General features: G+C 62.1%; 21 protein-coding genes, 3 pseudogenes and 1 riboswitch. Of the genes and pseudogenes, 11 read left to right on the top strand and 13 right to left on the bottom strand.

Annotated features, from left to right (window positions below):
• Positions 1–55: 55 nt before the first annotated feature.
• From ccoS to gcvT, 5 genes and pseudogenes are all read right to left on the bottom strand, one after another.
• A pseudogene (ccoS, locus tag GLR48_RS24230) lies at positions 56–190 on the bottom strand (cbb3-type cytochrome oxidase assembly protein CcoS); the annotation flags it as partial.
• Positions 187–2,364, bottom strand: a complete 2,178-nt coding sequence (locus tag GLR48_RS24225) for a heavy metal translocating P-type ATPase (protein ID WP_237066639.1) — start codon at positions 2,362–2,364, stop codon at positions 187–189. The pseudogene ccoS and the gene GLR48_RS24225, both read right to left, overlap by 4 nt.
• Before the next feature lie 490 nt (positions 2,365–2,854).
• The gene (gene gcvP / locus GLR48_RS24220; protein WP_237066638.1) at positions 2,855–5,698 is read right to left on the bottom strand and encodes an aminomethyl-transferring glycine dehydrogenase; all 2,844 of its coding nucleotides are present in this window, start codon (positions 5,696–5,698) and stop codon (positions 2,855–2,857) included.
• A 14-nt stretch (positions 5,699–5,712) separates the two neighbouring features.
• Positions 5,713–6,072 (bottom strand): glycine cleavage system protein GcvH, encoded by a 360-nt coding sequence (gene gcvH, locus GLR48_RS24215; RefSeq protein ID WP_237066636.1) that lies wholly within the window; start codon positions 6,070–6,072, stop codon positions 5,713–5,715.
• 17 nt (positions 6,073–6,089) lie between these two features.
• The gene (gene gcvT / locus GLR48_RS24210) at positions 6,090–7,211 is read right to left on the bottom strand and encodes a glycine cleavage system aminomethyltransferase GcvT (RefSeq protein WP_237066634.1); all 1,122 of its coding nucleotides are present in this window, start codon (positions 7,209–7,211) and stop codon (positions 6,090–6,092) included.
• Between the two features lie 163 nt (positions 7,212–7,374).
• Positions 7,375–7,460: riboswitch (glycine riboswitch) on the bottom strand.
• A gap of 389 nt (positions 7,461–7,849) precedes the next feature.
• On the opposite strand from gcvT, the gene GLR48_RS26180 reads away from it, so the two are divergent.
• Positions 7,850–8,365 (top strand): hypothetical protein, encoded by a 516-nt coding sequence (locus tag GLR48_RS26180; RefSeq protein WP_442915875.1) that lies wholly within the window; start codon positions 7,850–7,852, stop codon positions 8,363–8,365.
• Between the two features lie 35 nt (positions 8,366–8,400).
• Here GLR48_RS26180 and GLR48_RS24200 read toward each other — a convergent pair whose 3' ends face one another.
• From GLR48_RS24200 to GLR48_RS24185, 4 genes are read right to left on the bottom strand one after another with little or no spacing between them, the layout of a single operon-like run.
• Entirely contained in the window at positions 8,401–9,198 is a 798-nt protein-coding gene (locus tag GLR48_RS24200; protein ID WP_237066632.1) for a hypothetical protein, read from the bottom strand.
• Positions 9,199–9,208: 10 nt separating this feature from the next.
• Entirely contained in the window at positions 9,209–10,771 is a 1,563-nt protein-coding gene (locus GLR48_RS24195) for an acyl-CoA synthetase (protein ID WP_237066629.1), read from the bottom strand.
• Positions 10,768–11,937, bottom strand: coding sequence for an acetyl-CoA acetyltransferase (locus GLR48_RS24190; RefSeq protein WP_237066627.1), 1,170 nt, complete (start codon positions 11,935–11,937; stop codon positions 10,768–10,770). Before GLR48_RS24190 ends, GLR48_RS24195 begins: the two co-directional genes overlap by 4 nt.
• Positions 11,934–12,761, bottom strand: coding sequence for an IclR family transcriptional regulator (locus GLR48_RS24185; RefSeq protein ID WP_237066626.1), 828 nt, complete (start codon positions 12,759–12,761; stop codon positions 11,934–11,936). Before GLR48_RS24185 ends, GLR48_RS24190 begins: the two co-directional genes overlap by 4 nt.
• Before the next feature lie 133 nt (positions 12,762–12,894).
• On the opposite strand from GLR48_RS24185, the gene GLR48_RS24180 reads away from it, so the two are divergent.
• The 9 genes from GLR48_RS24180 to GLR48_RS24140 all read left to right on the top strand — a co-directional run bounded on the left by GLR48_RS24180 (position 12,895) and on the right by GLR48_RS24140 (position 22,098).
• The gene (locus GLR48_RS24180) at positions 12,895–13,899 is read left to right on the top strand and encodes a DctP family TRAP transporter solute-binding subunit (RefSeq protein ID WP_237066624.1); all 1,005 of its coding nucleotides are present in this window, start codon (positions 12,895–12,897) and stop codon (positions 13,897–13,899) included.
• Between the two features lie 57 nt (positions 13,900–13,956).
• A complete protein-coding gene (locus GLR48_RS24175; RefSeq protein WP_237066622.1) occupies positions 13,957–14,448 on the top strand; it encodes a TRAP transporter small permease in 492 nt (163 codons plus the stop codon).
• Complete coding sequence (locus GLR48_RS24170) at positions 14,441–15,757, top strand: TRAP transporter large permease (RefSeq protein WP_237066620.1); 1,317 nt, start codon at positions 14,441–14,443, stop codon at positions 15,755–15,757. Before GLR48_RS24175 ends, GLR48_RS24170 begins: the two co-directional genes overlap by 8 nt.
• Positions 15,754–16,503 carry an SDR family NAD(P)-dependent oxidoreductase gene (locus GLR48_RS24165; RefSeq protein WP_237066619.1) on the top strand — a complete coding sequence of 250 codons (750 nt, stop codon included), beginning with the start codon at positions 15,754–15,756 and terminating at the stop codon, positions 16,501–16,503. The genes GLR48_RS24170 and GLR48_RS24165 overlap by 4 nt, the downstream gene beginning before the upstream one ends.
• A 279-nt stretch (positions 16,504–16,782) precedes the next feature.
• Complete coding sequence (ytfQ, locus tag GLR48_RS24160; RefSeq protein WP_237066617.1) at positions 16,783–17,736, top strand: galactofuranose ABC transporter, galactofuranose-binding protein YtfQ; 954 nt, start codon at positions 16,783–16,785, stop codon at positions 17,734–17,736.
• A 93-nt stretch (positions 17,737–17,829) separates the two neighbouring features.
• Positions 17,830–19,347, top strand: coding sequence for a sugar ABC transporter ATP-binding protein (locus GLR48_RS24155; protein WP_237066615.1), 1,518 nt, complete (start codon positions 17,830–17,832; stop codon positions 19,345–19,347).
• Positions 19,344–20,378 (top strand): ABC transporter permease, encoded by a 1,035-nt coding sequence (locus GLR48_RS24150; protein ID WP_237066614.1) that lies wholly within the window; start codon positions 19,344–19,346, stop codon positions 20,376–20,378. The genes GLR48_RS24155 and GLR48_RS24150 overlap by 4 nt, the downstream gene beginning before the upstream one ends.
• Positions 20,375–21,367, top strand: coding sequence for a galactofuranose ABC transporter, permease protein YjfF (gene yjfF / locus GLR48_RS24145; RefSeq protein ID WP_237066612.1), 993 nt, complete (start codon positions 20,375–20,377; stop codon positions 21,365–21,367). The genes GLR48_RS24150 and yjfF overlap by 4 nt, the downstream gene beginning before the upstream one ends.
• Positions 21,313–22,098: a FadR/GntR family transcriptional regulator gene (locus GLR48_RS24140; protein ID WP_237066610.1), complete on the top strand. Its 786-nt coding sequence runs from the start codon at positions 21,313–21,315 to the stop codon at positions 22,096–22,098. Before yjfF ends, GLR48_RS24140 begins: the two co-directional genes overlap by 55 nt.
• Before the next feature lie 247 nt (positions 22,099–22,345).
• Here the strand turns inward: GLR48_RS24140 and GLR48_RS24135 are convergent, their stop codons facing one another.
• From GLR48_RS24135 to GLR48_RS24125, 3 genes and pseudogenes are all read right to left on the bottom strand, one after another.
• The gene (locus GLR48_RS24135) at positions 22,346–23,095 is read right to left on the bottom strand and encodes an ABC transporter permease (protein ID WP_237066608.1); all 750 of its coding nucleotides are present in this window, start codon (positions 23,093–23,095) and stop codon (positions 22,346–22,348) included.
• Positions 23,092–23,367 carry a hypothetical protein gene (locus GLR48_RS24130; RefSeq protein ID WP_442915874.1) on the bottom strand — a complete coding sequence of 92 codons (276 nt, stop codon included), beginning with the start codon at positions 23,365–23,367 and terminating at the stop codon, positions 23,092–23,094. Before GLR48_RS24130 ends, GLR48_RS24135 begins: the two co-directional genes overlap by 4 nt.
• Positions 23,368–23,438: 71 nt before the next feature.
• A pseudogene (locus GLR48_RS24125) lies at positions 23,439–23,732 on the bottom strand (integrase core domain-containing protein); the annotation flags it as partial.
• Positions 23,733–23,868: 136 nt separating this feature from the next.
• Here GLR48_RS24125 and GLR48_RS24120 point away from each other — a divergent pair.
• Positions 23,869–25,152 (top strand): IS110 family transposase, encoded by a 1,284-nt coding sequence (locus GLR48_RS24120; RefSeq protein WP_237066606.1) that lies wholly within the window; start codon positions 23,869–23,871, stop codon positions 25,150–25,152.
• A gap of 211 nt (positions 25,153–25,363) precedes the next feature.
• Here the strand turns inward: GLR48_RS24120 and GLR48_RS24115 are convergent.
• Positions 25,364–26,238 (bottom strand): annotated as a pseudogene (locus GLR48_RS24115) (IS3 family transposase); the annotation flags it as partial.
• Between the last annotated feature and the right edge of the window lie 50 nt (positions 26,239–26,288).

Genomic DNA, 26,288 nt, shown 5'->3' with positions numbered 1-26,288 from the left:
CGGTCTCCTTGGTCGTGTTGGACGGGCGTGCAGATGCAGCCGGAAGCGGGTAGTCGTCGTCGAAGAGAATGCGTTCAGCGTCGCCTGACAGGTCGTCGTACTGGTTGCTGCGCAGCGACCAGAAGAAGACGCACAGCCCGACAGCCCCCATGCCCAGCGTAATCGGGATCAGGAACGCCAGAATTGTCATGCGGGCACCTGCGACCCGCCAAGGCGGGGTGCAGGCGTTTGGCGCGGCTGTGCGGCGCGGTTCAGCCGAAGGGCGTTGCCGATCACAAGAAGCGACGACGCCGACATCGCGAGTGCTGCAATCAAGGGCGTCACCAGACCAGCCATGGCCAGTGGGATCGCGATGCAGTTGTAGGCGATGGCGAGCGCGAAGTTCTGCCGCACGATCCGCGCGGTAGCGCGTGCCATGCGCCAGGCGGCCGGCACGGCATCAAGCCCATCCCGCAGGAAAATGAAATCCGCGGCCGTCCGTCCGGCGTCCGACGCGCTGGAGGGTGCCATTGACACGTGCGCGGCCGCAAGCGCCGCCGCATCGTTCAATCCGTCACCGACCATCAGCGCACGAGAACCACCGTCCCGCAGGTCATTGAGCGCCGCAATCTTATCGGCGGGTGTTTGACCCGACTTCACGTCGGAGATGTCCAGTTGGTTCGCAATGCTGTTTGCCCGCGCCGCGATATCGCCAGACAGCATGGCAACGGGAATCCGTGCCGCGGCAAATGACCTGATCGCATCGACTGCACCGGGGCGCAGAGTCTCTGTCAGGTCGAACGACATCGCAGGTCCATCCGCAAAGGCGAAGACGGGACTTGCACGACCTTTGGCCTGCACACTGATGTCCGCGACCCAGTCCGCACGACCCAGCCTCACGGCACGTCCGTCCACGCAACCAGCGATGCCGAACCCCGGCACTTCGGTTGCATCGTCCAGCTGGCAGGGCCGTTCAGCGATACTCATCTCGATCGCACGGGCGGCAGGATGGACCGACTTCGAAGCCAAGGCCTTGGCTGCGGGGCGGAGTGCCGGATCATCGGGGCCTAAACCGACAGCTGACGTGCCTATGGTCAGCGTCCCCGTCTTGTCGAAAACCACGCGGTCGATATCGGCGAGCCGCTCCAGCGCGGATCCATCTTTCATCAGGATGCCCATGCGCATCAGTCGTCCGGCGGCCACCACATGCGCCACCGGCACAGCCAGACCCAGTGCACATGGACAGGTGATGATCAGAACGCTGATCGCGACAAAGGCCGACGTGTGCCAGTCCCCTGTGGCAAGGACCCATCCGACGAATGTCGCCAGTGCCAGCAGATGCACGACCGGCGCATAAAGACGCGCGGCGCGGTCGGCGATGCGCACGTAGGTGCCACGACCGGTCTCGGCCTCTGACTGCATGTGCATCATCTGTGCAAGAAATGACTGCTCCGCAGACCGCAGGACTTCGGCCTCGACGGCACCGGTCAGGTTCAGCGTTCCGGCCTCCAGCGTGTCACCAAAGCCAGCCGGCACCGGCATCGCCTCGCCGGTCACAAGGGACCGGTCCAGATCGGTGAAGCCCGCGACAATCCGCACGTCGACCGGTACACGTTCATCCGGGCCAATCGCTATGATCGCACCGGGTGAAATCGCGCTGAGCGGCACATAGGTCAGCATCCCACCGGACTGGCGCAGCATCGCCCCGCGTGGCGACAATCGCGCGAGCCCGGATACCGCACTGCGTGCTCGTTCCCGCATCAGATGATCAAGGTAACGGCCCGACAGAAGAAAGAAGAGCAGGGTCACGGCAGCGTCGAAAAAGGCCTGCTCGCCGCCCCGCATCGTCTCGACCAGGCTCAATGCCAAAGCCAGAATGACGGCGACAGCGATCGGCACATCCATATTGAGCCGCCCCACCCGCAATGCCTGCAACGCTGACCGGAAGAACGGTTGACCGGCATAGGCCACGACCGGGACGGCGATCAGTGCAGAGATCAGGTGAAACGTGTCTCGCGTCTCACCAGCGGCACCTGACCAGACGGCGACCGACAATATCATGATGTTCATCGCACCGAACCCGGCCACGGCGATCGCGCGTAACAGGCCGCGACCGACGGTGTCGGTATCGCCTTCCTGCGATTGGCCCTGATCCGCAGGGATTGCAGGATATCCAAGCAGGGTCAGCGCAGAGATGACGGATGTGGGATCAGTGTCTGCATCGGCGAAGGTCACAACCGCCTGCTTCAGGGTCAGGTTCACCCGCGCAGATGCGACATCCGTGCGTGCATTCAGGGCACGCTCGATCGTGGCGACGCACCCCCCGCATCGCAAGTCCGGGATCGACAGGACGCACTGCCCCCGACCGTCGGACAGCGTGCGCACAGTGGAACGGGCCTCGGCTTCCCGCCATGCACGCGAAGACAACTGCAAGATGTCGTCGCTGCATGTTCGCGGATGTGTTCCGATCCCTGACACCCCGTTTATTCCTGATTACGTGATATGTGACCTCAAGTTTTACACGAAGGATCGGAGCACCGATTGATGTGGATCAACGCCGTCACAGAATATGACAGAAGGCTGACAGTCCGTCCGGTACCGTCCGGTCAGGCACAGTGCAAAGCCCGCAGGCCCCGCATATGCGGTTTGAATTCACCTGAAAGATCTGTGCAATGTTTGCGCTGAGCTTCATCTTTTAGTCGGCCAGTCTTGAACCTTGCGGTTTTATCCTGCCATCAGCCGTCGCACGGACGAAAATACGCATAGCAAACGCGATCCCGTACGACCCCTGTGCCACGGAGGCCTGTCACACAGGATTCTAGAAACGCTGTCGGCCCGCAGCTAAAATCGTCGGCAACACGACTTTGGCAGTTCTCTACTCCGCGGCGTCTGCATAAGTCGACATCGGCGGGCAAGTGCAGTTAAGGTTCCGGTCACCCCACGCGTTGTCCACCCGATTGACGGGAGGCCAGTATTTATCGACCCGGAACGCTCCGGGGGGAAAGCAACCGGTTTCGCGCGAATAGGGTCTGTCCCAGTCCTTTACGAGGTCTTCCATCGTATGGGGCGCGTTTTTCAAGGGGTTGTTGTGGGGATCGGCTTTACCGCTCTCGATGTCAGAAATCTCTGCCCGGATTGCCAGCATCGCGTCGCAGAAGCGGTCAAGTTCAGCCTTGGTTTCAGATTCCGTAGGTTCGATCATCAGCGTGCCCGCCACGGGCCAGCTCATCGTCGGGGCGTGAAAGCCGCAATCGATCAACCGCTTTGCAATATCATCGACCGTCACATGGGCACTATCGGCAAAGGGCCTGGTGTCGATGATGCATTCATGGGCAACGCGCCCGGTAGGGCCTTTGTACAAGACATCGAACGCTCCTTCGAGGCGCTTGGCGATATAGTTAGCGTTCAGGATCGCAACGCGCGTCGCCTGCGTCAGACCTTCGCCGCCCATCATCAAGCAATAGGCCCACGAAATCGGCAGCAACGACGGTGAACCAAAGGGGGCGGCGGATACCGCACCTTCGCCCGAGGTTGGATCGCCCGGCAGATGCGCGATGAGGTGTTTCTTGACCCCAATCGGCCCCATGCCGGGGCCGCCGCCGCCGTGGGGGATGCAAAACGTCTTGTGCAGATTCAGGTGACTCACATCACCCCCCAGATCGCCGGGCCGAGACAGGCCGACCATCGCATTCATATTTGCGCCGTCGATGTAGACCTGCCCGCCATGATCATGCACGATCTGGCAGACATCGATCACCGTCTCTTCAAACACGCCGTGTGTCGACGGATAGGTAATCATGCAGCCTGCTAGGTTGTCTGCATGTTCCGCTGCCTTCGCACGAAAATCCGCAAGATCGATGTCACCCTTAGCGTCCGACTTGATTGGCACAACTGTCCAGCCGACCATCTGGGCCGAGGCGGGATTTGTGCCATGCGCGGACATCGGGATCAGGCAGATATTGCGCTGCCCCTGACCGTTCGCCCGGTGGTAACCTGCAATGGTCAGCAGACCGGCATATTCACCCTGCGCACCAGAATTGGGCTGCATGCATATTTCATCATACCCCGTCACTTCACAAAGCTTGGCGGACAGGTCGTCGATCATTTCCATGTATCCCGCCGCCTGATCGCGCGGGATGTAGGGGTGTAACAAAGAAAATTCATCCCAACTGACTGGCATCATTTCAGCAGCAGAATTCAACTTCATCGTACAGGATCCCAAAGGGATCATCGCCCGGTCAAGTGCAAGGTCACGGTCAGCCAAGCGGCGCATATAGCGCATCATCTCGGTTTCGGCCCGGTTCATGTGAAAGACCGGGTGCGTCAGGTAATCCGTCGTGCGGAGCAATTTTCCCGGCACATGATAGTGCGGCGTATAATTTTTATCCTCGCGGGTGATGCCGAAGGCGCGCCAGACTGCCTCTATCGTTGCTGAACGCGTCCGTTCGTCCACAGTGATGCCGACACGTGTCGTGCCTACGGCACGCAGGTTAATACCTTCGTCCACCGCCGATTTCATCACGGCCGCCTGCAACGGGCCGACGTCGACAGTAATCGTGTCAAAGAACGTCGCCGGGCGCACGTCAAAGCCGCCCTCTTTCAGACCGTCAACCAAACGAGCCGCCTTGCGGTGAATCCGCTGGGCGATGGCGCGCAAACCCTCTGGTCCGTGGAAGACCGCATAGAATCCTGCCATGACTGCCAGCAGTGCCTGCGCCGTGCAAACATTCGACGTCGCCTTTTCACGCCGGATATGCTGTTCGCGGGTTTGCAGTGATAATCGGTACGCCCGGTTGCCATGACTGTCTATGGACACACCGACAATACGCCCCGGCATCGACCGGGCGTAGCCGCGCTTTGTGGCCATATAGGCCGCGTGCGGACCACCAAAACCGACAGGCACACCAAAGCGTTGTGTGCTGCCAATCGCAATGTCAGCCCCCATTGCGCCGGGTTCCTTGAACAACGTCAGCGACAATGGGTCCGCGGCGATAATACCGATCGCTGCGGCCTCGTGCAGTTTGGCGATCGCCGCGGTAAAGTCCCGCAGGTGCCCAAAGGTCCCCGGAAACTGAAAGATCGCGCCAAACACAGCAGTGGCGTCCAGATCGTCTGGATTACCGACTGTCACCTCTATTCCTAAAGGGGCCGCACGGGTTTTCATCACGGCGATGTTCTGCGGATGGCAGTTTTCGTCGATAAAGAACCCTTTCGCTTTTGTCTTGGCGACGCGTTGGGCCATCGTCATCGCTTCGGCGCAGGCCGTGGCTTCGTCCAGCAGCGACGCGTTTGCAATTTCCAGTCCAGTCAGGTCGGACACCATCGTCTGAAAGTTCAGCAGCGCCTCCAGCCGCCCCTGGGATATTTCAGGCTGATACGGCGTATAGGCCGTGTACCACGCCGGGTTCTCGAAAATATTGCGTTGAATCGCAGGTGGCGTAACCGTGCCGTGATAGCCTTGTCCAATCAAAGAGGTCAGCACTTTGTTCTTGGACGCGGTGACCTTCATGTGATGCAGCAGTTCGCGCTCGGACAACGGTTTGCCGAAATCAAGCGGTGCTTTCTGCCTTATTTTTTGCGGCAGGGTATCATCCATGAGAGCCTCAAGATCTTTCGCCCCCACGACGTTGAGCATCTCGGCCATTTCCGTAGGGGATGGTCCGATGTGACGCCGGTTTGCGAAGTCATACGGCAAGTAGTCTGTGGGGGCGAAAGTCATGTCAGCTCCGGCGTTCAGGCAATCATTGCGTTGTAGGCGGCTTCGTCCATGTAAGCGTCCATCTGTGACGGGTTCGACGGCCTGATCTTGAAAAACCAACCCGCGTCGCCGCTGGCTTCATTGGCAAGGGCTGGGTTTTCAGCCAAGGCGGTGTTCACCTCGACGATTTCACCATCAAGCGGCGCCATGATGTCAGACGCGGCCTTGACGCTTTCGATCACGACGACCTCGTCATCTTTCGCGACGATCGCCCCGACTTCTGGCAGTTCCACAAAGACGATATCGCCCAACTGGGTGGTCGCATGTGCAGTGATCCCAACAACCACAACATCGCCCTCTGGACGTAGCCATTCGTGTTCTTCAGTGAATTTCATTTTGTCTCTCCGTCGATTCAGCGTTTGAAACTGTGCGGCGTGAACGGTAGGGCCACGACCGTCAGTGGCAGACGTTTACCTCTTAGTTCGCCATAAATAATCGTACCGTTTTGGGCGTGGGCGACAGGCACATAGCCCATCGCGATCGGGCGCCCGACTGTCGGACCAAACCCCCCGGACGTGATCTGTCCAATAGGCGCAGCATCGTCGATTCCAGAAAAAAGTGTCACGCCTTCCCGCATCGGCGCGCGCCCGTCTGGCCGTAATCCGACCCGTTTACGTTCAGCACCGTCCTGCAATTCGTCCAGAATAACGGGTGCGCCGGGAAAGCCCCCTTCCCGCGCGCCGTCGCGGCGCCGCACGTTCTGGATTGCCCAATTCAGTGCCGCTTGTGTCGGTGTCGTCAGCGTATCGATGTCGTGACCATAGAGGCATAGCCCAGCTTCAAGGCGCAGGCTGTCGCGGGCCCCAAGACCGATTGGTGCCACATCAGGATGAGCCAGCAGCCGTTCAGCAAGAGCTGTCGCTTGATGGGCCGGCACCGAAATTTCGTATCCATCTTCGCCAGTATACCCGGACCGTGAAACCCAGCACGCAACACCGTCGAACGACAACACCGCGACATCCATAAATCGCATTTCAGCGGCCGCAGGGTCGAGTGCTGCCAATACCGCCGCTGATGCTGGGCCCTGTATGGCAAGCAAGGCGCGATCCGTGACTTCACTCACGGCGCAATCGCTCAGGTTGGCTTTCAGGTGCGCGATGTCATCGGATTTACATGCAGCATTCACAACGACTAGAATGTGATCGCCGCGGTTGGCCAGCATCAGATCATCCATGATCCCGCCCGCATCATTGGTCAAGAAACCATACCGCTGCCGGTTCAACGCCAAGCCCATAATATCGACGGGGATCAGAGTCTCCAGCGCTTGTGCAGCCGACTGGAAATCAGGTCCCTTGATGATGACCTGACCCATATGACTGACGTCAAATAAACCGGCCTTTTCGCGGGTGTGGGTGTGTTCTTGCATCACGCCCATCGGGTACTGCACTGGCATCGAATACCCGGCAAATTCCACCATCTTGGCGCCAAGCGATATATGCAGATCATGTAGCGGGGTACGCAGTAGGTCCGACATCGGCAGCCCTCTCGGCTACGGGCCGTCCAGATACCTGAGGTATCTTGCGGCACCACTTCAATGTGAAAGCCAGGCTTTCACGCGTGATGCCCCCTCTGTCCATGTGCCTGAGATTGCTATCCCGTCGGCGGGCACACTATGTATGCCACTCTCCAGAGTCTTCGTTTTGACGTCGGTCCATGGGCCTGAGAGTTTCCGGGGCGGTTGCTCCTTCGGCATCAGCTATGCTGATTCTCCCGACGTCTATGGATTAGTAAGCTGTCCAAAAGGTCGCAGGCAAGCGGTATTATTCGCGGCACCGGGTATTCGGGTGGATCATTACGTGCAGCACGCCAAGCATAAGGCACCTGGGATATTGGCCCGGCAATGCCCTTTGATTTGTCTATAATCCGTGCTCTCTCGCATGCCGCCATCAAATTCGCCTCAGTCGCAGACCGACCCGGGCGCGGGACTGCTTCACAACAGTTCCATCTGCGTCACATGTCAAACGGACCCGCCACCCCCCGGGTCCGGGACGTGAGGCGCTGGTTGCCAGCATCGTCTCTCTTTCCAGTTTCAGACAGAATGCGAACGTCGCTGTCCCGGATTTGTCTGCGCAGGACGTCAGGCTTTTCATCTGTCAGATGGATCAGCGCCACATGAAAAAACGGGTCAAAGATGGCCATGTGCAGCGGGTGAATGCCGCAGTCTGCAAACTGTGCAGACACGCCTGCCTGCGCTTGGTTATACCGTCAGCGAACGCGCGGATTGTCTGCTTCGGCGGCGCCGGATTGGTGACCATGGGAGAATTCGGCGAACACGACGCGGACGCCCCCCAGATCATCACGCGCCACCATCGTCCGCATGTGACACACAAGGCTCTAACCGGTATAGCTCTAGTTCACGGCGCAGATGCGGCAGGTGTCGCGCACGCTTGCGACGATGTCCTCGCCTTCCTCTTCGGTCATGGTCATCGGCTTTTCGCACAAGAAATAGAAGCCTGCGTTCAGGGACGCCTTGGTAATCTCTTAGTGGTTGGCGTCGGACGTCGCGATGGTCACCAGATCAAAGTGCCCGTCCACAAGGTTGCGCTCATGCGCCAGCATGTCCTGGCAGCTGCAGAAAGCGCGGTGCGGCGCCAGAGTGTCGTTGGAGGTCGGAGTGCGTCATTGTGAATGGATTACACATCCAGCGCCTGGTGCAGCGGTCGTCAGCCAAAACTAGCTAGCATCAGAACCTCGAAAGTCACGCAGACCCGATTGACCCCCTTGGCCAGCGCTCCTGCGACGGCCGGCCCGGCAAAGCCAACGGACACCACATGCCTGCCCGTGTCATCAGTCAGCAGCACCTCCGTCGCGTGGTCGTCCAGTCCGGTTCCCCTCTCTAGTCGCGTGCCTATAATGCTGCCAAGACCTTTGACCGCAACGGCAGGCTCATCCATCGCCGCGGTGATCTCTGCAAGAGCGTCCTCGATCATCATGTTCGGCCTGATGGCGGCAAGCACGGCGTTCGGCCGCGCGACACATCCGGTCCGGACGGGACAGAACAAAGTGAAGCCCGTCTCCGCGTCCGGCAGGCTGTCCATCAGAGCGCCTGTCAGGATCCAGACGTCTACCACGTGATCCTGTGACAGCACCGTCGCCTCGGCCAGCAGATGGCCGGCGTGATGGCCGCCCTGAGTGTCGGACCACAAGCCGTGGACATGGGCAAATGACGCGCCGTCCCGCCGGCCCAGATGCGCCCCGGCTCGCCGGATCGTGGCATTGGGCAGAGTCATGGCGTCGCTGTACCACGCGACATGGGTGTCGTCGGGCGCAGGGGCAGGGCGAACGAAGGTCAGCGTGGCCACCGGCAGATCGCGCAGGTCGAACCACGCCCCCATATCGCCTGCCACGTCGGTCATGGCCTGCAACAGGGTCGATCCGGCGCGCAACCTGACGCGCCGGTGTGTCGCCACGCAGGGCACGGCGGTGATCCGGTCCCCGGCCACCGGGCCGGGATGGACCAAGTGGCGACCCTCAGCCACTGGCCGCGTCACCCCGTGCGACAAGCTCGGCGCGGATCAGCTTCTTGGTGATCTTGCCATAGGCCGATTTCGGCATCGCTTCCCAGAACACCACCGTTTTCGGCATCTTGTAGCGCGGCACCTTGGCCGCCAGCCAGTCCAGCAGGGCAGCCCCCTCCGGCGCATCACCCCGAGCGACGCAGACGGCGATCCCCACCTCGCCCCAGACCGGGTCGGGCATGCCAAGCACGGCACATTCACTGATGCCCGGGTGCTGAAGGATCTTCTCCTCAATCTCGCGCGGATAGATGTTCGACCCGCCACTAATGTACATGTCCGAGGCCCGGTCGGTCAGATACAGGAACCCCTCCGCATCCATGTGCCCGAGATCTCCCGTCAGAAACCATCCGTCGCGGAACGCCTTGGCGTTGGCCTCCGGATTGTCGTGGTAGCCTGCAAAGACCGCAGGGCCAATGACAGCGACCTCGCCCGTCTCGCCCGCTGGCACCGCGCGGCCTTCGGCATCCTGCACCTGCACCTGCATCCCTGTGCGCGCAAAGCCACAAGTGCCGATGCGCATCGCCGCATCATCGGCAGAATGATGCGCGGGTGGCAACACGGTGATGTTGCCCGTAACCTCGCCCAGCCCGAAATACTGCACCAGCACCGGCCCCAGCACTTTCAGCGCGCGGACCTGATCGGCGCGATACATCGGCGCACCCGCGTAAATCAGGTAGCGCAAGGACGAATGATCGTGGTCGTGCACGGAGGGATGTTCCACCAGCAACTTCACGATGGTCGGCACGGTGAAGGCATTCGTAACACGCCACCTGGCGATCAGACGCCAGACCTCGGCTGCGTCGAACTTCGTACCGCCCGGCAGGATCGTCTTCACCCCGTGCGCCACCTGCGCCAACTGGTGAATCCCCGCCCCATGCGACAGGGGGGCCACGACGATGGAGGCATCGTCGGGACCCGTTCCCGGCATCAGGTCGCACAGGTGGTTCGTCACGACGAACGCCATCTGCCCGTGGGTCAGCACAGCCGCTTTCGGCTTGCCGGTCGTGCCGGAGGTAAAAAAGAACCACGCCGGATCGTCCCGGTCCACCGCTGCGGGCACCACCGTCGCCTCCGCGTGTTCCGCGACCAGCGTGTCGTAGTCATCCGCGCCCTCACCTCCGATGGTGACGGTAAACGCCACGTCGCAGGCGGCAATATGTTCTGCGAACTCTGCCCCCGCCAACAGCCCTCTGGCGCCCGAGGACGCCGCCAGCCAAGCTACATCCTCTGGCGTCTGGCGAAAGTTGGCGGGCACCCAGACGCAGCCGAGTTTCCAGCAGGCGAAGGCCGCTTCGAACATCTGGTTGCAGTTGGCGGATTGCACCAGCAGGCGGTCGCCCTTCTTCATCCTGTAGCGGTCGCGCAGGGCGGCCGCGAAGGCGGTCGACCGGGCCTCGATCCCGGCCCAACTCCATGTCGCATCACCCCAGACGAGGCCCACGTCCTCCGGGTGGCGCCGCGCGGACTCCGTCAGGAACTGCGACAGGTTCATCACGCGGGTCGAGACGGGCATCATGACACCCGTTCGAGGATCGAGGCATAGGACGCCACCGCCGCCCCGCCCATGTTGAACACGCCCGCAAGCTTTGCGTCGGGAATCTGCATCCCCCCCGCCTCACCCATCAGCTGCATCGCGGCCATGACGTGCATCGACACGCCGGTGGCCCCGATGGGGTGGCCCTTGGACTTCAGCCCGCCAGAGGGATTCACCGGCAGCCGCCCGTCCTTGGCGGTCCAACCTTCGCGGATCGCGCGCCCGCCCTGCCCCGGTGCTGTCAGCCCCATCGCCTCGTATTCCAGCAGTTCCGCGACGGTGAAGCAGTCGTGGGTCTCGACGAGGCTCAGGTCGTCGATGGTCACGCCGGCGGTGGCATAGGCCTGATCCCACGCCCGTCGCGCACCGTCGAACCGGGTCATGTCGCGGCGTGACAGCGCCAAAGGTTCGTTCGTATGACTGCGCGCCCGGAACCGGATCGCGCGATGCAGCTCCGCCGCGACCTCCGGTGCCGCCAGCACCAGCGCCGCCGCCCCGTCAGACACCAGCGAACAGTCGGTGCGCCGCAGCGGACCCGCGACAAGCGGGTTCTTCTCGGACACGGCATTGCAGAAGGCCACGTCGAAATCGCGCCGCATGTGGGCGAAGGGGTTCTGCATGCCGTTGTGGTGGTTCTTGGCGGCGATCATCGCCAGCTCTTCCGACCGGTCGCCGTATTTCTGAAAGTAGTTTGCGGCAATCTGACCGAACAGTCCGGCAAATCCGCCACCCACGCCCGATTCCTCGCGCCGGTAGGAGGCGCCGAGCAGGATGTCACCCACCTCCACCCCCGGCGTGGCGGTCATCTTCTCGGCCCCCACGACCAACGCGATCTTGCCCCGCCCACTGGCGATGAAATCCATCGCGCCATGCAACGCGGCGGACCCCGTGGCACAGGCGTTTTCATATCGCGTCGCGGGCACGCGGCTCAGCGCATCGTTACCCATGCCGACCAGCGCGCCCTGAAAGTCCTGATCCGAGAAACCGTTATTGAACACACCGACAAAAATGCCGTCGACGTCCTCTGCCGCGACACCGGCGTGATCCAGCGCGGGGCCGGTGACCTCAGCCATCAGGGCTTCAGTATCCGCCGCGTCACTGCTGCCAAAGGCGGTGTGGGCCCAGCCCACGATATTGGGGTCGGTCATGTCTTGTCCTCCAATGGGGGCTGCGGCATCCGCCGCGCCAATCTTGTCTCGATATCACGCGCCTCGCGCTTCAGCAGCGCAGCCAGTTCCGTATCGCGCGGCGGCTGCATCCGGCTGTCGATTGCCGCGATGGACAAGGCACCTGCGATCGATCCGTCCGGCCGTCGCAAGGCCACGCCCACGCCCCAACTGCCCCCGACGATGCGACCGGGGTTCAACGCGAATCCCCGTGTCCGCGTTGCGGTGACGTCGCTGCGCAGCAGGTCCGCGTCGTAGGTCGGATAGTCCGCCATCATCCGGGCGGCATTGTCCGCCAGCACGATCTCGATCTCCCCATCCGGCAAGGCACTCAGCATGGCAAGCGATCCCGCCCCGATGCCGAGCGGGTGCTGCGCCCCCGTCTCCAGCGCATGGGTGCGGATCGGGAATGATCCTTCCTCGCGGTGCAGGCAAACGGCCGCGGACCCGCGCCGCATGTTAACAAAGGCCGTGTCGCCGCTGTCCCGCGCCAGCCGCACGACCGCGTCCGCCGCGATTTCCAGCAGGCCGTGGCGCGGTGTGGCCAACGTCCCGAGCACGTAACTTTCCTCGCCCAGATGATAGCGGCGTGTCCCCGCGTCCTGTTCCACCAGTCCGCCCCGGATCAACGCCAGCATCAGCCGCCGCACCGTCGGCTTGCCAAGACCGGACCCTGCGATCAGACCGGACAGCGACACGCCCAGCGTCCCCGCGCGGGCCACCGTTTGCAACAGGACAAGCGCCCGGTCCACGGATTGCGTGCCGCTGACGGGACCAGCCTCCAGGTCTTTCACGATATGGACCATCCTTCGTTTCATTTATCTGGCTTCACCGGCTTTCACCCCAAGACCTGCCCATTACTGCATATAAAGCAAGAAATATCTTGCTCTGCGACATGATGTCTGTTCCACATTGTGCAGTCTTGAGGGAGGAATTGTAATGAACATGATCTTGAAGGCCACCTTGGCCGCGATACTTGCCACCACCGCACTATCCGGGGCGGCCCATGCCGAAACCCTGCGCCTGTCGCACAACACCGGCGACACGACGACTTGGCAAAAGGGCGCGGACAAGTTCGCGGAACTACTGAAGGAAAAGACCGACGGCGCCTATGACGTCCGCGTCTTTCCGAACGCACAGCTCTCCGGTGGCGACCAGATGAAGCAGGCCGAGATGGTCGGCCGCGGTGCGCTCGACCTCGTCGTGACCTCGGCGATCAACGTGACACCGCTGGTGCCTGAAATGGCCGTCTTCTCTCTTCCTTACCTCTACAAGGACTACGCGCAGGTCGATGCCACCACGCAAGGCGAGCCCGCCAAGCTGCTGGAGGACATCCTGCGCGAAAAGGGGATCGAAGTCCTCGCCTGGGGCGAAAACGGCTTTCGTGAAGTCACCAACAACGTCCGCCCGATCAAGTCGCCCGACGACATGAAGGGCCTGAACATGCGCGTCGCGGGGCCGATGTATATCGACGTGATGAACGCCCTCGGCGCGAACCCCCAGCAGATGCAGTGGGGCGAGACGATGACCGCACTTCAGCAGGGTGTCGTCGACGGTCAGGAAAACCCGATCGGCGCCGTCATTATCCCGCAGCAGGTCTTCGAGGTGCAGAAGTATCTGACGACGTGGCACTACTCCTACGACCCGATCTTCCTTGGCGTGTCGACCAAGGTGTGGGACGGCCTCGACGCCGCGACACAGGATGACATGCGCGCCGCCGCAACCGAGGCGATGGCATACCAGCGCGAGATTACCCGCAAGGGCACCGAGGACGGCGTCGCCTTCCTGCGCGACAAGGGGATGGAGGTCTACGAGCCCTCCAAGGAGGAACTTGCCGCCTTCCGCACCGCGACTCAGCCCGCCTTCGACACATGGGCCGACAAGGTCGGCACGGACATCGTCGGCAGCTTTCAGGACGCCATCGCCGCGACGCCCGCCAACTAAGACCACTGCGGCGCGACCCTTGGGAAGGGGTCGCGCCGATCCGGGGAGGAGAGAAACGTGCGCTTCGTGCTGCAAGAATTCGAGAAGATCGTCTGCGCCCTGCTGTTCCTGGCTATGACGCTGATCGGCTTCGTCAACGTCGTGGTGCGCTACGCCACCCACTATTCCTTCGCCGCGTCAGAGGAAGTGCTGACCAACGGTTTCCTGCTGTTGACGGTCTTCGGTGCAGCGATCGCCGCCCGGCGGGGCGAGCATCTGGCCGTAACGCTGGTGCAGGACGCCCTGCCCCGACGCGCGGCACAGGCGGTCTTCATCCTGTCGGTCATCCTCTCCGTGATCCTGCTGGCGGCGTCGGCGTGGTTTTCCTGGGTTACGGCGATGAACCAGATCGAGAGCGGCATGCGCAGCTATGCCCTTGGCCTGCCCGCCTGGTGGTATCAGATCGGCCTGCCCTTCGGCTTTGCCCTCATCATCATTCGCTACCTGCAACACGCGTCCGAGACATGGCACGCGCCCCGCGCCGAACCTCAGGCGACCCCCAGTGTCTGACATTCTTGGCATGGGTGCCGGCACCCAGATGATCGTCGTCTTCTTTCTGCTGATGGCCCTGCGGGTCCCCGTGGCCTTCGCCCTCGGCCTCTCGGCGATGTATGCTATGTGGCTGATCGGTTTCGGCTTTGACCTCGCCGGCGACCTGATCGCGACCGGCATCTCGAAATACGCGCTGCTGGCGATCCCGTTCTTCATCCTCGCCGGCACGCTGATGGGGACACTGGGTATCGCGGAGCGCATGATCCGCTTCTTCCGCATCCTGATCGGCGATCTGCCCGGCGGCATGGGCGTCGTCGGCACTGTCGTTTGCCTGTTCTGGGGCGCCGTCTCCGGCTCCGGCCCGGCCTCCGTCGCCGCCATCGGTCCGATGATCATCAAGGGGATGGAGGAGGACGGCTATCCCCGCGCCGCCGCCGCCGCGCTCGTCTGCACCGGGGCCGCGTTTTCCATCGTGATCCCACCCTCCATCGGCCTCGTGATCTATGGCGTGATTGCGGAAACCTCGATCTCCGCCCTCTTCACCGCCGCCATCGTGCCGGGGCTGTTCATGGGCCTGCTGATGCTGGTCGTCCTGCCCTTCATCAAGCCGCGTGGCCGCGCGGGCCTCGACAAGCTGGCACCCGCGCCCGCAAGCGACGGCTACTGGCGCGATCTGGGCCGCAGTTTCCGGGAATCCTTCTGGGGCCTGATGACCCCCGTCGTGATCCTTGGCGGCATCTACTCCGGCATCTTCACCCCGACCGAGGCGGCGCTGGTCGCCACCGTCTACGCCATCGCCGTCGGCGCCTTCGCCTATCGCACGCTGACTGTCCGCACGTTGTATGATGCACTGACAGAGGCTGCCGCATCCTCTGCCGTCGTCATGCTGGTCGTGGCTTACGCGAGCCTCTTCGGTTGGGTCGTCACGGTCGAAGACCTCGTTGGCCAGTATTCCGGGCAGTTGTTGGGCCTGTCGGACAACGGTGCCGTGATCCTGATGGTCATCATGCTGATCCTGCTGATTGCGGGCATGTTCATGGACCCGGTGACGGTCATGTTCATCTCTCTCCCAATCTTCATGCCGGTCGTCCGCGAACTGGGCTGGGACCCGGTCTGGTTTGGCGTGCTGGTCATGGTGAACCTCGCCATCGGCCTGATCACGCCGCCCGTGGGCATCAACCTGTATGTCGCGGCCAATATCACGCGCATGCCGCTGGAACGTATCGCCCGTGCGGCGCTGCCGTTCCTGGCGATCAGCGTCATCGGCCTCGCCATCGTGGCAGCCATCCCAGCCCTGTCCCTGTTCCTGCCGGAGATGCTGAAATGACCCAAACCGTTGCCCTGATCACCGGTGCCGCCCGCGGCATCGGCCTCGCCACAGCGACCCTCTTTCACGCCGAGGGCCGCCGCGTTGTCATGCTGGACCGCGACGCCGAGGAATTGGAAAAGGTCGCTGCAACCCTGCCCGGCACCCTCGCCGTCACCTGCGATGTCTCCAGCCCGCTGCAGGTGGCGCAGGCGGTGGCGGAAATCGAGCAGTCTTGTGGCCGCCTCGACATACTTGTGAACAACGCGGGCGTTGCGGACTTCGGGCCGCTGGCCGAGACGGACTTCGCCCGTTGGCGCCGCGTGATGGAGACAAACCTCGACGGCGTCTTCCTCATGTCGCAGGCCTGCCTCCCGCTGCTGTCCGCCCGCGGCGGTGCCATCGTCAACATCGCCTCGATCTCGGGCCTGCGGGCGTCCACCCTGCGCATCGCCTACGGCACGTCGAAGGCCGCCGTCATCCACTTGACCAAACAGCAGGCGGCGGAACTGGGCGAGGTCGGCATCCGTGCCAACTGTGTCTGCCCCGGCCCGGTGAACACGAAACTGGCGCTCGCGGTCCATTCGCCCGAAATCCGCGCCGCCTATCACGATGCGATTCCCCTGAACCGCTACGGGACCGAGCGCGAGATCGCGGACGTCATCTGCTTCCTTGCCAGTGAACGGGCCAGCTACGTCACGGGTCAGGTCGTGGCGGCAGATGGCGGATTCGAATCCACCGGCGTCGGCCTGCCCGCATTGCGGTAAAGCAGCCCGGCGCAGATGACCGCGAAGATCAGCGCCCGGCAGACTCCGTCAGTGAACCTTGACGAACCGAGACGCCTGCCGCGGCATCGCATGCAGCGGACTGGCCAAGCGGCGTAGGGTATAGATTTTCTCTTCAAAGATCTCTGACCGTCTGGCGCATGACCCTGTCCCGCTGTCTCGTCAGAAGCATGTTCGGGCAAACTCCCCCCGCACCAATATCTTTACAAAAGTATTAAAGTAATACTTAATGACCTAACATCATGTTTTGGGAGGAACACCATGTCTATCAGATCAGCATTGCTTGCCAGCGCCGTTGCCCTGTCCCCGCTTGCCGCCGCGGCGCAGGACATGACCATCGGCTTCTCGCAAATTGGCTCGGAATCCGGGTGGCGCGCCGCCGAGACGACCGTGACCAAGCAGGAAGCCGAAAAGCGCGGTATCGACCTCAAGTTCGCGGATGCGCAGCAGAAGCAGGAAAACCAGATCTCTGCGTTGCGGTCGTTCATCGCGCAGGGTGTCGATGCGATCCTGATCGCACCGGTCGTCGCGACAGGCTGGGACGGCGTGCTGGAGGAGGCCAAGGATGCGGACATCCCGGTCATCCTGCTCGACCGCACCGTCGATGCGCCAGAGGACCTCTATCTGACCGCCGTGACCTCAGATCTCGTGCACGAAGGCGAAGTCGCCGGCCAGTGGCTGGTGGACGAAGAGGCCGGCGCCGACTGCAAGATCGTGGAGTTGCAGGGCACGACCGGATCGTCGCCCGCCATCGACCGCAAGAAGGGCTTCGAGAACGCCATCGCCGGGCATGACAACCTCAAGATCGTGCGCTCTCAGACCGGCGACTTCACCCGCAGTCAGGGCAAGGTCGTGATGGAAAGCTTCCTCAAGGCCGAAGGCGGTGCAAACATCTGCGCACTTTACGCCCACAACGACGACATGGCCGTTGGCGCGATACAGGCGATCAAGGAAGCGGGTCTGAAACCCGGCACAGATATCAAGATCGTGTCGATCGATGGCGTGCCGGACGCCCACCTCGCCATCGCCAATGGCGAGATGAACGCCACGATCGAGCTGACGCCGGACATGGCCGGCCCCGCGCTGGACGCCCTTGCAGCCTACAAGGCCGACGGCACCATGCCGCCGAAGTGGATCCAGACGGAATCGCGGCTCTATACTGCGGCCGACGACAACCAGGCGGTCTACGAAACAAAGAAGGGTCTGGGCTACTGATGTAAGCGGGCCACCGCGGCCCGCGATCAGTCGGACGACACCCTGCGACTTGCGCAGGGTGTCGTCCCCTCCTTCCTGCCCGAGGACGACTCCATGACCGACACCCCGCGCCCGGTGCTGCACGCCAAGGGCATCTCGAAATTCTTTCCCGGCACGGTCGCGCTGGACAACGTCGACCTGACCCTGCAGGCAGGAGAGATCCATGCCCTGCTGGGCGAGAACGGCGCCGGCAAGTCGACTCTGATCAAATGTCTGACCGGCGTGTATCGCCGCGACGGAGGAGAGATCGTGCTCGACGGCACCCCCATCGATCCGAAATCGACACATCACAGCCAGACGCTGGGCATCGGCACGGTTTACCAAGAGGTCAACCTGCTGCCGAACCTGACTGTGGCCGAAAACCTCTACCTTGGCCGCCAGCCGATGCGCGGCCCCTTCGTGGATCGCCGCCGGATGAATGCCGCCGCGGGCGAGTCGCTGCGGGGGTTCGGCATCCGGATCGATCCGACGCAGCCGCTGTCCACCTTTTCCGTCGCGATCCAGCAGGTCGTGGCCATCGCCCGCGCGGTCGAGATGTCGGGCAAAGTGCTGATCCTCGACGAACCCACCGCCAGCCTCGACCATGACGAGGTGCAACTGCTGTTCGGCGTGATCCGCCAGCTGAAGAAACGCGGCCTCGCCGTCGTCTTCATCACCCATTTCCTTGATCAGGTCTTTGAGATCTGCGACTGCGCCACCGTTCTGCGCAACGGGCAGGTTGTGGGCCGCCTCGACCTTGCCAGTGCCACGCGCAACGACGTCATCAACCTGATGCTGGGCCGCCAGCTGGCCGCCCGCGTGCGTGCCCCCGCGCCCAAGGTCGACGGACGCACGCTGTTGCAGATCGAGGGTCTGCAGAAGACCGGGATGCTGGACGCCTTCACGCTCGACCTGCGCGAGGGCGAGGTCGTGGGTCTGGCCGGGCTACTGGGATCGGGCCGGACCGAGACGGCCAACCTGATCTTTGGCGCGGTCAGGGCGGATCAGGGCCGTTTGCGCCTGCGCGGACAGGACATTCAAATCCGCAATCCTCGCGACGCCGTCGCCCACGGTTTCGCGCTTTGCCCCGAGGATCGCAAGACCGAAGGCATCGTCGGCGATCTGTCCGTGCGCGACAACATCGTGCTGGCGCTGCAGGCCCGGCAAGGCTGGATGCGCCCGGTGCCCCGCAAAAAGGTCGATGCCATCGCCCAGCATTACGTCCGCACATTGGACATCCGGCTGGCGAACCTCGACATGCCGATCCGGCTGCTGTCGGGGGGCAATCAGCAGAAGGCGCTGCTGGCCCGCTGGCTGGCCACCGACCCGGATTTCCTGATCCTCGACGAACCCACCCGTGGCATCGACATCGGCGCCCACGCCGAGATCATTGCCCTGATCGGCCGCCTGCAGCAGGACGGCATGGCGCTGCTGGTCGCCTCCTCCGAGATGGAGGAGCTGGTCGCCTATGCCAACCGCGTCGTCGTGCTGCGCGACCGCAAACAGGTCGGAGAGTTGGTCGGCGAAGACGTGACCTCCGACAACATCATCCGCGCCATCGCGGCGGACCCGGTGCGGGAGGCGGTGGCATGATGGGCCGCGCCCTGATGCGGCGGATCGCGCCGCAACTGATCATCTTGGCCATCGTGCTGGGCCTCAACCTGCTGGTCTTTCCCGATTTCCTGAAGGTCGAACTGCAGAACGGTCGGCTGTTCGGCAACCTGATCGACGTGCTGAACCGGGGTGCGCCGACGGCGCTGCTGTGCCTTGGCATGACCCTGGTGATCGCGACCAAGGGGATCGATTTGTCCGTCGGCGCGGTAATGGCCATCGCTGGCGCGACGGCCGCGTCTCTCGTCGTGGACGGGCACCATTTCCTGACGGCCGTGGCCGGTGCGCTGGCCGTCGGCGCGCTGTGCGGGCTGTGGAACGGGATCCTTGTGGCGGTGCTGCGCATCCAGCCGATCGTGGCGACGCTGGTGCTGATGGTCGCCGGGCGCGGGATTGCGCAGCTGATCACCGGCGGCACGATCCTGACGTTCCTCGACCCCGGCCTGATCCATCTGGGCGCAGGCACCGTCCTTGGCGTGCCGACACCGGTGGTGATCTGGCTGGCCCTTGGCACCTTCGTCGCGATCTTCGTGCGCCGCACGGCGCTGGGGATGCTGATCGAATCCATCGGCATCAACGAGGCATCGTCGCGGCTTGCCGGCATCAACAGCCGCGTCCTGCTGATCTGCGTCTACGTCGTCTCGGGCCTCGCGGCCGGGATCGCGGGCATCATCGTCGCCGCCGACATTCAAGGGGCAGACGCCAACAACGCCGGGCTGTGGCTGGAACTCGACGCGATCCTCGCTGTCGTCATCGGCGGCAACTCCCTGCTGGGCGGTCGCTTCTCGATCATCGCGTCGCTGCTGGGGGCCATGATCATCCAGTCCGTGAACTCGCTGATCCTGCTGTCCGGTCTGCCGCCGGAGTTCAACCTGATCATCAAGGCGCTGCTGATCCTCGCGATCCTCGTGATCCAGTCGCCCAAGGTCAGCCACCTGCTTTACATCCTGCGCGCCTCTGCACCCCAAACCGCCCGCAAACCCCTGCCACCGCTGAAGGAGGGTCACCGATGATCCGGTCCACCCACCTGCCCCTGTTGATCACGCTGGCGACGTTCGTACTGGCCTACGCGCTCTGTGCCTCGCAGTATCCCGCGATGCTGTCGCTGCGCGTGGTAGCCAACCTGTTGACCGACAATGCCTTTCTGGGCATCGTCGCGGTCGGCATGACCTTTGTCATCCTGTCGGGCGGGATCGACCTGTCAGTCGGTTCCGTCATCGCCTTTACCGGCGTCTTTCTTGCCGTAATCCTGCGTGACACCAGCATCCACCCGCTGGCGGCCTTTGCCCTCGTGCTGGTCATCACCGCGACCTTCGGTGCGGCGATGGGCGCTGTCATCCACTATCTGGAAATGCCGCCGTTCATCGTGACGCTGGCTGGCATGTTCCTGGCCCGTGGTGCCGCCTACGTCCTGTCGACGGATTCCGTGCCGATCAATCACCCGTTCTACGACACGCTGCAACAGATCTACTGGAAGACCGCCAGTGGCGGGCGCTTTCGCCTGATCGGCGGGGTGATGATCCTGACCTTCATCGTCGGTGCCCTCGTCGCCCACCGCACCCGGTTCGGACAGAACGTCTATGCCCTGGGCGGCGGCGGTGCGACGGCGCGGCTGATGGGCGTGCCGCTGGCCTCGACCACCATCGGGATCTATGCCATCTCGGGGGGCCTCGCGGGACTGTCGGGCATCGTCTTCTCGCTTTACACCTCGGCAGGGTATTCGCTGGCCACCGTCGGCGTGGAACTTGACGCCATTGCCGCGGTCGTCATCGGCGGCACGCTGCTGACGGGCGGCTACGGATTTGTCGCAGGGACATTCTTCGGCATCCTGATCATGGGGCTGATCCAGACCTACATCGTCTTCGATGGAACGCTGTCGAGCTGGTGGACAAAAATCGTCATCGGAGGTTTGCTTTTCGCATTCATCCTTCTGCAAAAGGGACTGACTTGGGCATCGACGGCACGCAGAAAAGCAGCGACTGGCTTCGTCACGCCATCATGAATTTCGTCCATTACGGCGCACGGGACGAACGCGCGTCGAACCATACCACCTTCGTCGTCGATCAGCTGGGACGCGCGATCGTTGCAGGGGAATACCGGGCGGGCACGATGATCCCCCTCGATCCCGATCTCTGCGAGATGTTCGGCGTCTCGCGCACGGTCGTGCGCGAGGCCAAGAAGACGCTGATCGCCAAGGGTCTGATCCAGTCAAAGGCCAAGGTCGGCACCCATGTCCGCGCGGCCGACGACTGGAACATGTTCGACGAAGATGTGCTCATGTGGCACGCGGCCCAAAAGAACCCGACGCAATTCTACGAAGAGCTGTTCGAAATCCGGATTATCTTTGAACCCGCGGCCGCGGCAAAGGCCGCCAAACTGGCGAACGTGGTGGACTCGGCACGGCTGACGCAGCTGTGCGACGACATGGAACATGCCGCCGACCGTGCCGCCTTTGCCGTGGCGGACTACGAATTTCACAAGCAGATCCTGAAGCTGTCGCAGAACCGCTTCCTGCATTCATTGGGCGACATGGTGCAGACAGCACTCTATTCCCTGTTCATGACCGAGGCGAATGACGCCTTTCCACAAAGCAAGGTCGAAGTGTCGCGCAAGCACCGCGCGATTGCCACGGCCATCGCGCGCGGCGAAGCCGCGTTAGCCCACGCGGCGATGACCGAGGTGATCAGCGAAAGTTTTCACCGCACGCGTCTGCGCTATGCGACAGGGCCGTAGATCAAGCGGAACGACACAATGCAACTGGGGCGCGACGGACAGCCGGCCCCCGGCGGGAACTGCGGTGCAAAGGTCGACCACGGTAGCGGCGCGATGGTGACAGCTGAGCCATCAATGTCCGAACGAGAGATCGGGAAACTGCACGCCAGGATCGGCCAGCGCGTCGTGGAGCGCGATGTTTTGGCAGCATCCCAGTCCTTTTGAGTTGAACCTTTCAAAAGATCAGCGGGACGCATTTTGGTGCGTTCTATGGTTTGGTTGTGCCTTGGGCGTAACAGGTCAGCCGGTTGGCCAGCATGCCGATTGCGATGTGTAACATGACGGTCAGGCACGCCAGAACGATCAAACTGGCAAACATCAGGTCAATTTTTGCACGACCATTGGCAAGCAGCATCAGATAGCCAAGCCCCTGAGAGGCCCCGACCCATTCGCCAATGACCGCGCCAATTGGAGCATAAACTGCCGCAAGCCGGAGCCCCGTGCCTAGGCTGGGAAGCGCTTGGGGTATTTGAATGTGCCGCATGAAATTCCACGTGTCTGCGTCCATCGAAATCGACAAATCACGGTAGCCGCTGTCGATCCGCGTCAACCCGTCGTGGAAAGCGGACGTGACCGGAAAGTAGATGATCAGAACCGCCATCACAATTTTTGATCCCATGCCGTAGCCGAACCAAAGCGTCAGCAACGGAGCCAATGCAAAAACGGGTACGGCTTGGGTGAACACAAGTATCGGCAACATCAGCCGTTCGGCGGTCTTTGACATCGCCAGCTGAATCGCTGTTGCAACGCCAAGTACCGTGCCAATCAGCAGCCCAAGTACGACCTCGATCGCTGTGACCCACGCATTTTCTGCGATGATCACGCGGCTTTTGTATGCGGCCTGCGCGACCCGCCAAGGGGACGGCAGAATGAAGTGGGGCGCGTCGGTGACAATGACCAGCACTTGCCACGAAGCCAGCCCGATCAACAAGGCCAGCAAGGTATCCCAAAACCTCATGCGGCAGTCCCTCGCAAATACGCAAGCAACTGGGCCTGACATGCGAGTGTTTCCGCCGCGTTGATGTCTCTAGGAGCTGCGGATTCAGGGACTGGCCAGTTTTGCGTCTCTTGCGCTGACATGATGGTAATCTGATGCGCCAAACGTGCGGCTTCGGCAGGATCATGGGTGACCAATAAAACGGTACGGTCATTCAAAACGTCGGTCGCCAGTTCCTGCATGTCGGCCCGTGTGCCTGCATCAAGGGCTGAAAACGGCTCGTCCAGAAACACGATGGGACGATCCTCAAAAAGTGCGCGCGCGAGGGCCTGGAGTGCCCCCATCGAGTGGCCCATTTTGAATGTTAGTGCATGGTCGGTCTTTGGTCTATCGGGACGATGCTCTTGGGCGCCGGCGGCCGGTATCCCAAAGCGCTGTGTGGCCTGACCGTGTTGTAGTGACGACGCCAGCGTTCGATCAGGATCTGGGCCTCTCGTAACGTGGTGAAGACCTCGCCGTTGAGCAGCTCATCCCGGAAACGGGCGTTGAAGCTCTCGCAGTAGCCGTTCTCCCACGGTGAGCCAGGTGTGATGAACGCGGTTTTCGCGCCCACGGCACCGATCCAGGCACGCACCTTCTTGGCAATAAATTCTGCGCCATAGCATGTTGGGAATGAAGTGCCGTTCAAGGTTATGGCCGCCTGCGCAGCCTCCAAAATTGCGCAGCAGGCGGCCATAACCGGGTCTCGGGTCTCTATGGTGGTTTTGCGAACCACACCACAGAGGAGACCGGCCATGGCCAAGGTTGAACATACTTCGGATGCCCGCGTTCTGGTAGGCATCGACATTTCCAAACACCGGCACGAGGTGCTGATTGCCGTCCCGGGCAAGACGCGGCGGCGGCGCATGACGATCACCAATTCCACCGACGACTTCATGCGCCTGATCGCGATCTTGCGGGAATATGGCCTGCCGGTCCGGATCGGGTTTGAGGCCACCGGCAACTATCACCGTGTGCTGATGTATCATCTCGGCGTCGCCGGGTTCGACCTGAAGCTGGTATCCTCGGTCGCCCTCGCCCGCACACGCGAGGCGCTGCACAACAGCTGGGACAAGAATGATCCGAAGGATGCGCAAGTCATCTTGCACATGCTGCAAATCGGCGCGGTGCAGATCTTCCAGGACCCGATGGTCGCCGGTACGAATGACATTCAGGAATTGTCCAAGACTCATGATGCGGTGTCGCGGTCCAAGACCGAGCTGTGGCATCGGATTTTGACCCACTATCTGCCACTTTATTTTCCCGAGGCCGACCGCTTCCACCGCAGCTCGCGCACCGACTGGTTCCTGGCCTTCCTCGAGATGTTCCCGTCTCCACACATGATATCTGCCCTGACCAAGGATGAGTTCACCAAGGCGGCCTGGGAAGTGGTTGGACGCAAGGTCGAGAAGACCCTCATGTTGTCAGATATTTACGAGACGGCGAAGACTTCCGCGGGGCTGCCCGTGTCGCCGGATTCTGACGCCATCAGGATGTTCCGCATGATGCTGGCCGAAGGCAGAAGCCTGATCCGCCAACGCAATGCCATCGAAGGCCGTGCCGTCGAACTGCTCGGCGATCGTCCCGATTACCTGCTGCTGCGCACCATTCCCGGCATCGGGCCGATCAACGCCCTGACGATCCTGGCCGAGACCGGTGACCTGCGCCGCTTCCGTCATCACCGGCAGTTTCTGAAGTTTTGCGGCATGGATCTGGCAACCGTCCAGTCCGGCATGTTCCGCGGTCGAAGCAAGATCTCCAAATACGGCAACGCCCGTTTGCGCCGCACTTTGTGGCTTGCAGGGCAGACGGCGGTCATGAAGAAGGCCAACAGCTTCCGCGACAAGTTCGAGCGTTACATTGCGCAAGATCGTCACAACCCGGATTTGCGCCGCAAGGCTTACACAGCCATCGCCGCAAAGATGGCCCGCACCATTCACGCCGTGATCAAATCCGGCGAACCCTATCGTCCCTTCTTCGAGGGGACGAGCCCAGGCGGAAGGACCCCTCTCTGTAGAGCCGTGGAGGCAGGTTCCTGACCTCGTAGATAATGTTCGGGCCTTCCGCTTGGGATTTAGGATCTCGTCTTAAGGACGGTGAGGGCGGCATCGTGGCCGACCCTGTATTTGCTATGGGAGAGACCACTTCTTGACGGCGGAGCCCGCCTGGGCAACAATTCAAAAGGTATCCGGTAGCTCGGATGCCATGTGATCTGACGCCCTAAACAGCGTTTTGTTCCCGAGCTAGGACGTTGTCCGACCTTATGTATTCCGGCGGACCGCGTGAGGCATGAACAGATCAGTCAAGGCGTCGACCACATCCGTTGAATTGAGCCTGCGTTTGACCCGGATCACCAGCGCCTCCTTCGTGAACTCTTCGATGATGTTGAGCGTGCGGAAGACTCGCCCGTCGTGGGTCCGGTCCTGGACAAAGTCATAGGACCAGACATGGTTCGGACGCTCGGGTCGGAGCCGGACGCAGGAGCCATCATTCAGCCAAATCCGACCTTTCTTGGGCTGCTTTTGTGGGACGCCTCACGCCCTTCCTGCCGCCAGATCCGGTCGACCCTTTTATGGTTCACATGCCAGCCACTGTTGTTCAGCAGTCCCGTCGTCATTGTCGCTCGGACCAATGGCGCAACAATGACGACCATGCGATATCCATAGCGGCCAAACTCTTCGGCCAACGCGGTGATGTCCTCGGTCAGCCGGGCTTCGTCCGGCAGACCACAGGGCACCTTGCGGCTTACGTCGAGCGATGCTGACCCAATGTGCGGCAAACCCGGCGCTCCGATACACTGAGGGTTTGCCGCACATGATCAATGCACTGCCTGCGGCGAGAAGGGCTCAGTAGTTTCCCCGTGCAGCCTCGGCCAGGATCATCTTATCCAACGTCAGATCCGAGACAGCACGTCTGAGTCTGCTATTCTCGGCCTCCAGCTCTTTCAGCCGCTTGAGCTGATCCCGGCTCATGCCGCCATACTCCTTGCGCCACCGATAGTAGGTCTGAACCGTGACACCGATCTGCCGCACGGCCTCCTGAACCGATTTGCCTTGCCCTTGCAGCACTTCAACTTGTCGCAGCTTCAGCACGATATCCTCGGGCTTCTCTCGCTTGCCACCCATCTCGTCGTCCTCATGAAAACGGGATAATTCTATCCCAAAAGGTGGACCAC

Origin of the sequence: Loktanella sp. M215, assembly GCF_021735925.1 — a bacterium.
Classification (GTDB): domain Bacteria; phylum Pseudomonadota; class Alphaproteobacteria; order Rhodobacterales; family Rhodobacteraceae; genus Loktanella.
This window is presented reverse-complemented; position numbering and strand designations above follow the sequence as displayed.

What these genes read in the sequence shown, in the direction of transcription:
- GLR48_RS26180 (WP_442915875.1), top strand. Translation starts at nt 7,850, where the DNA reads ATGAAAAAACGGGTCAAAGATGGCCATGTGCAGCGGGTGAATGCCGCA.
- GLR48_RS24155 (WP_237066615.1), top strand. Translation starts at nt 17,830, where the DNA reads ATGACCGACACCCCGCGCCCGGTGCTGCACGCCAAGGGCATCTCGAAA.
- GLR48_RS24135 (WP_237066608.1), bottom strand. Translation starts at nt 23,095, where the DNA reads ATGAGGTTTTGGGATACCTTGCTGGCCTTGTTGATCGGGCTGGCTTCG.
- yjfF (WP_237066612.1), top strand. Translation starts at nt 20,375, where the DNA reads ATGATCCGGTCCACCCACCTGCCCCTGTTGATCACGCTGGCGACGTTC.
- ytfQ (WP_237066617.1), top strand. Translation starts at nt 16,783, where the DNA reads ATGTCTATCAGATCAGCATTGCTTGCCAGCGCCGTTGCCCTGTCCCCG.
- gcvT (WP_237066634.1), bottom strand. Translation starts at nt 7,211, where the DNA reads ATGTCGGACCTACTGCGTACCCCGCTACATGATCTGCATATATCGCTT.
- gcvH (WP_237066636.1), bottom strand. Translation starts at nt 6,072, where the DNA reads ATGAAATTCACTGAAGAACACGAATGGCTACGTCCAGAGGGCGATGTT.
- GLR48_RS24165 (WP_237066619.1), top strand. Translation starts at nt 15,754, where the DNA reads ATGACCCAAACCGTTGCCCTGATCACCGGTGCCGCCCGCGGCATCGGC.
- GLR48_RS24195 (WP_237066629.1), bottom strand. Translation starts at nt 10,771, where the DNA reads ATGATGCCCGTCTCGACCCGCGTGATGAACCTGTCGCAGTTCCTGACG.
- GLR48_RS24150 (WP_237066614.1), top strand. Translation starts at nt 19,344, where the DNA reads ATGATGGGCCGCGCCCTGATGCGGCGGATCGCGCCGCAACTGATCATC.
- GLR48_RS24185 (WP_237066626.1), bottom strand. Translation starts at nt 12,761, where the DNA reads ATGGTCCATATCGTGAAAGACCTGGAGGCTGGTCCCGTCAGCGGCACG.
- GLR48_RS24180 (WP_237066624.1), top strand. Translation starts at nt 12,895, where the DNA reads ATGAACATGATCTTGAAGGCCACCTTGGCCGCGATACTTGCCACCACC.
- GLR48_RS24120 (WP_237066606.1), top strand. Translation starts at nt 23,869, where the DNA reads ATGGCCAAGGTTGAACATACTTCGGATGCCCGCGTTCTGGTAGGCATC.
- GLR48_RS24190 (WP_237066627.1), bottom strand. Translation starts at nt 11,937, where the DNA reads ATGACCGACCCCAATATCGTGGGCTGGGCCCACACCGCCTTTGGCAGC.
- gcvP (WP_237066638.1), bottom strand. Translation starts at nt 5,698, where the DNA reads ATGACTTTCGCCCCCACAGACTACTTGCCGTATGACTTCGCAAACCGG.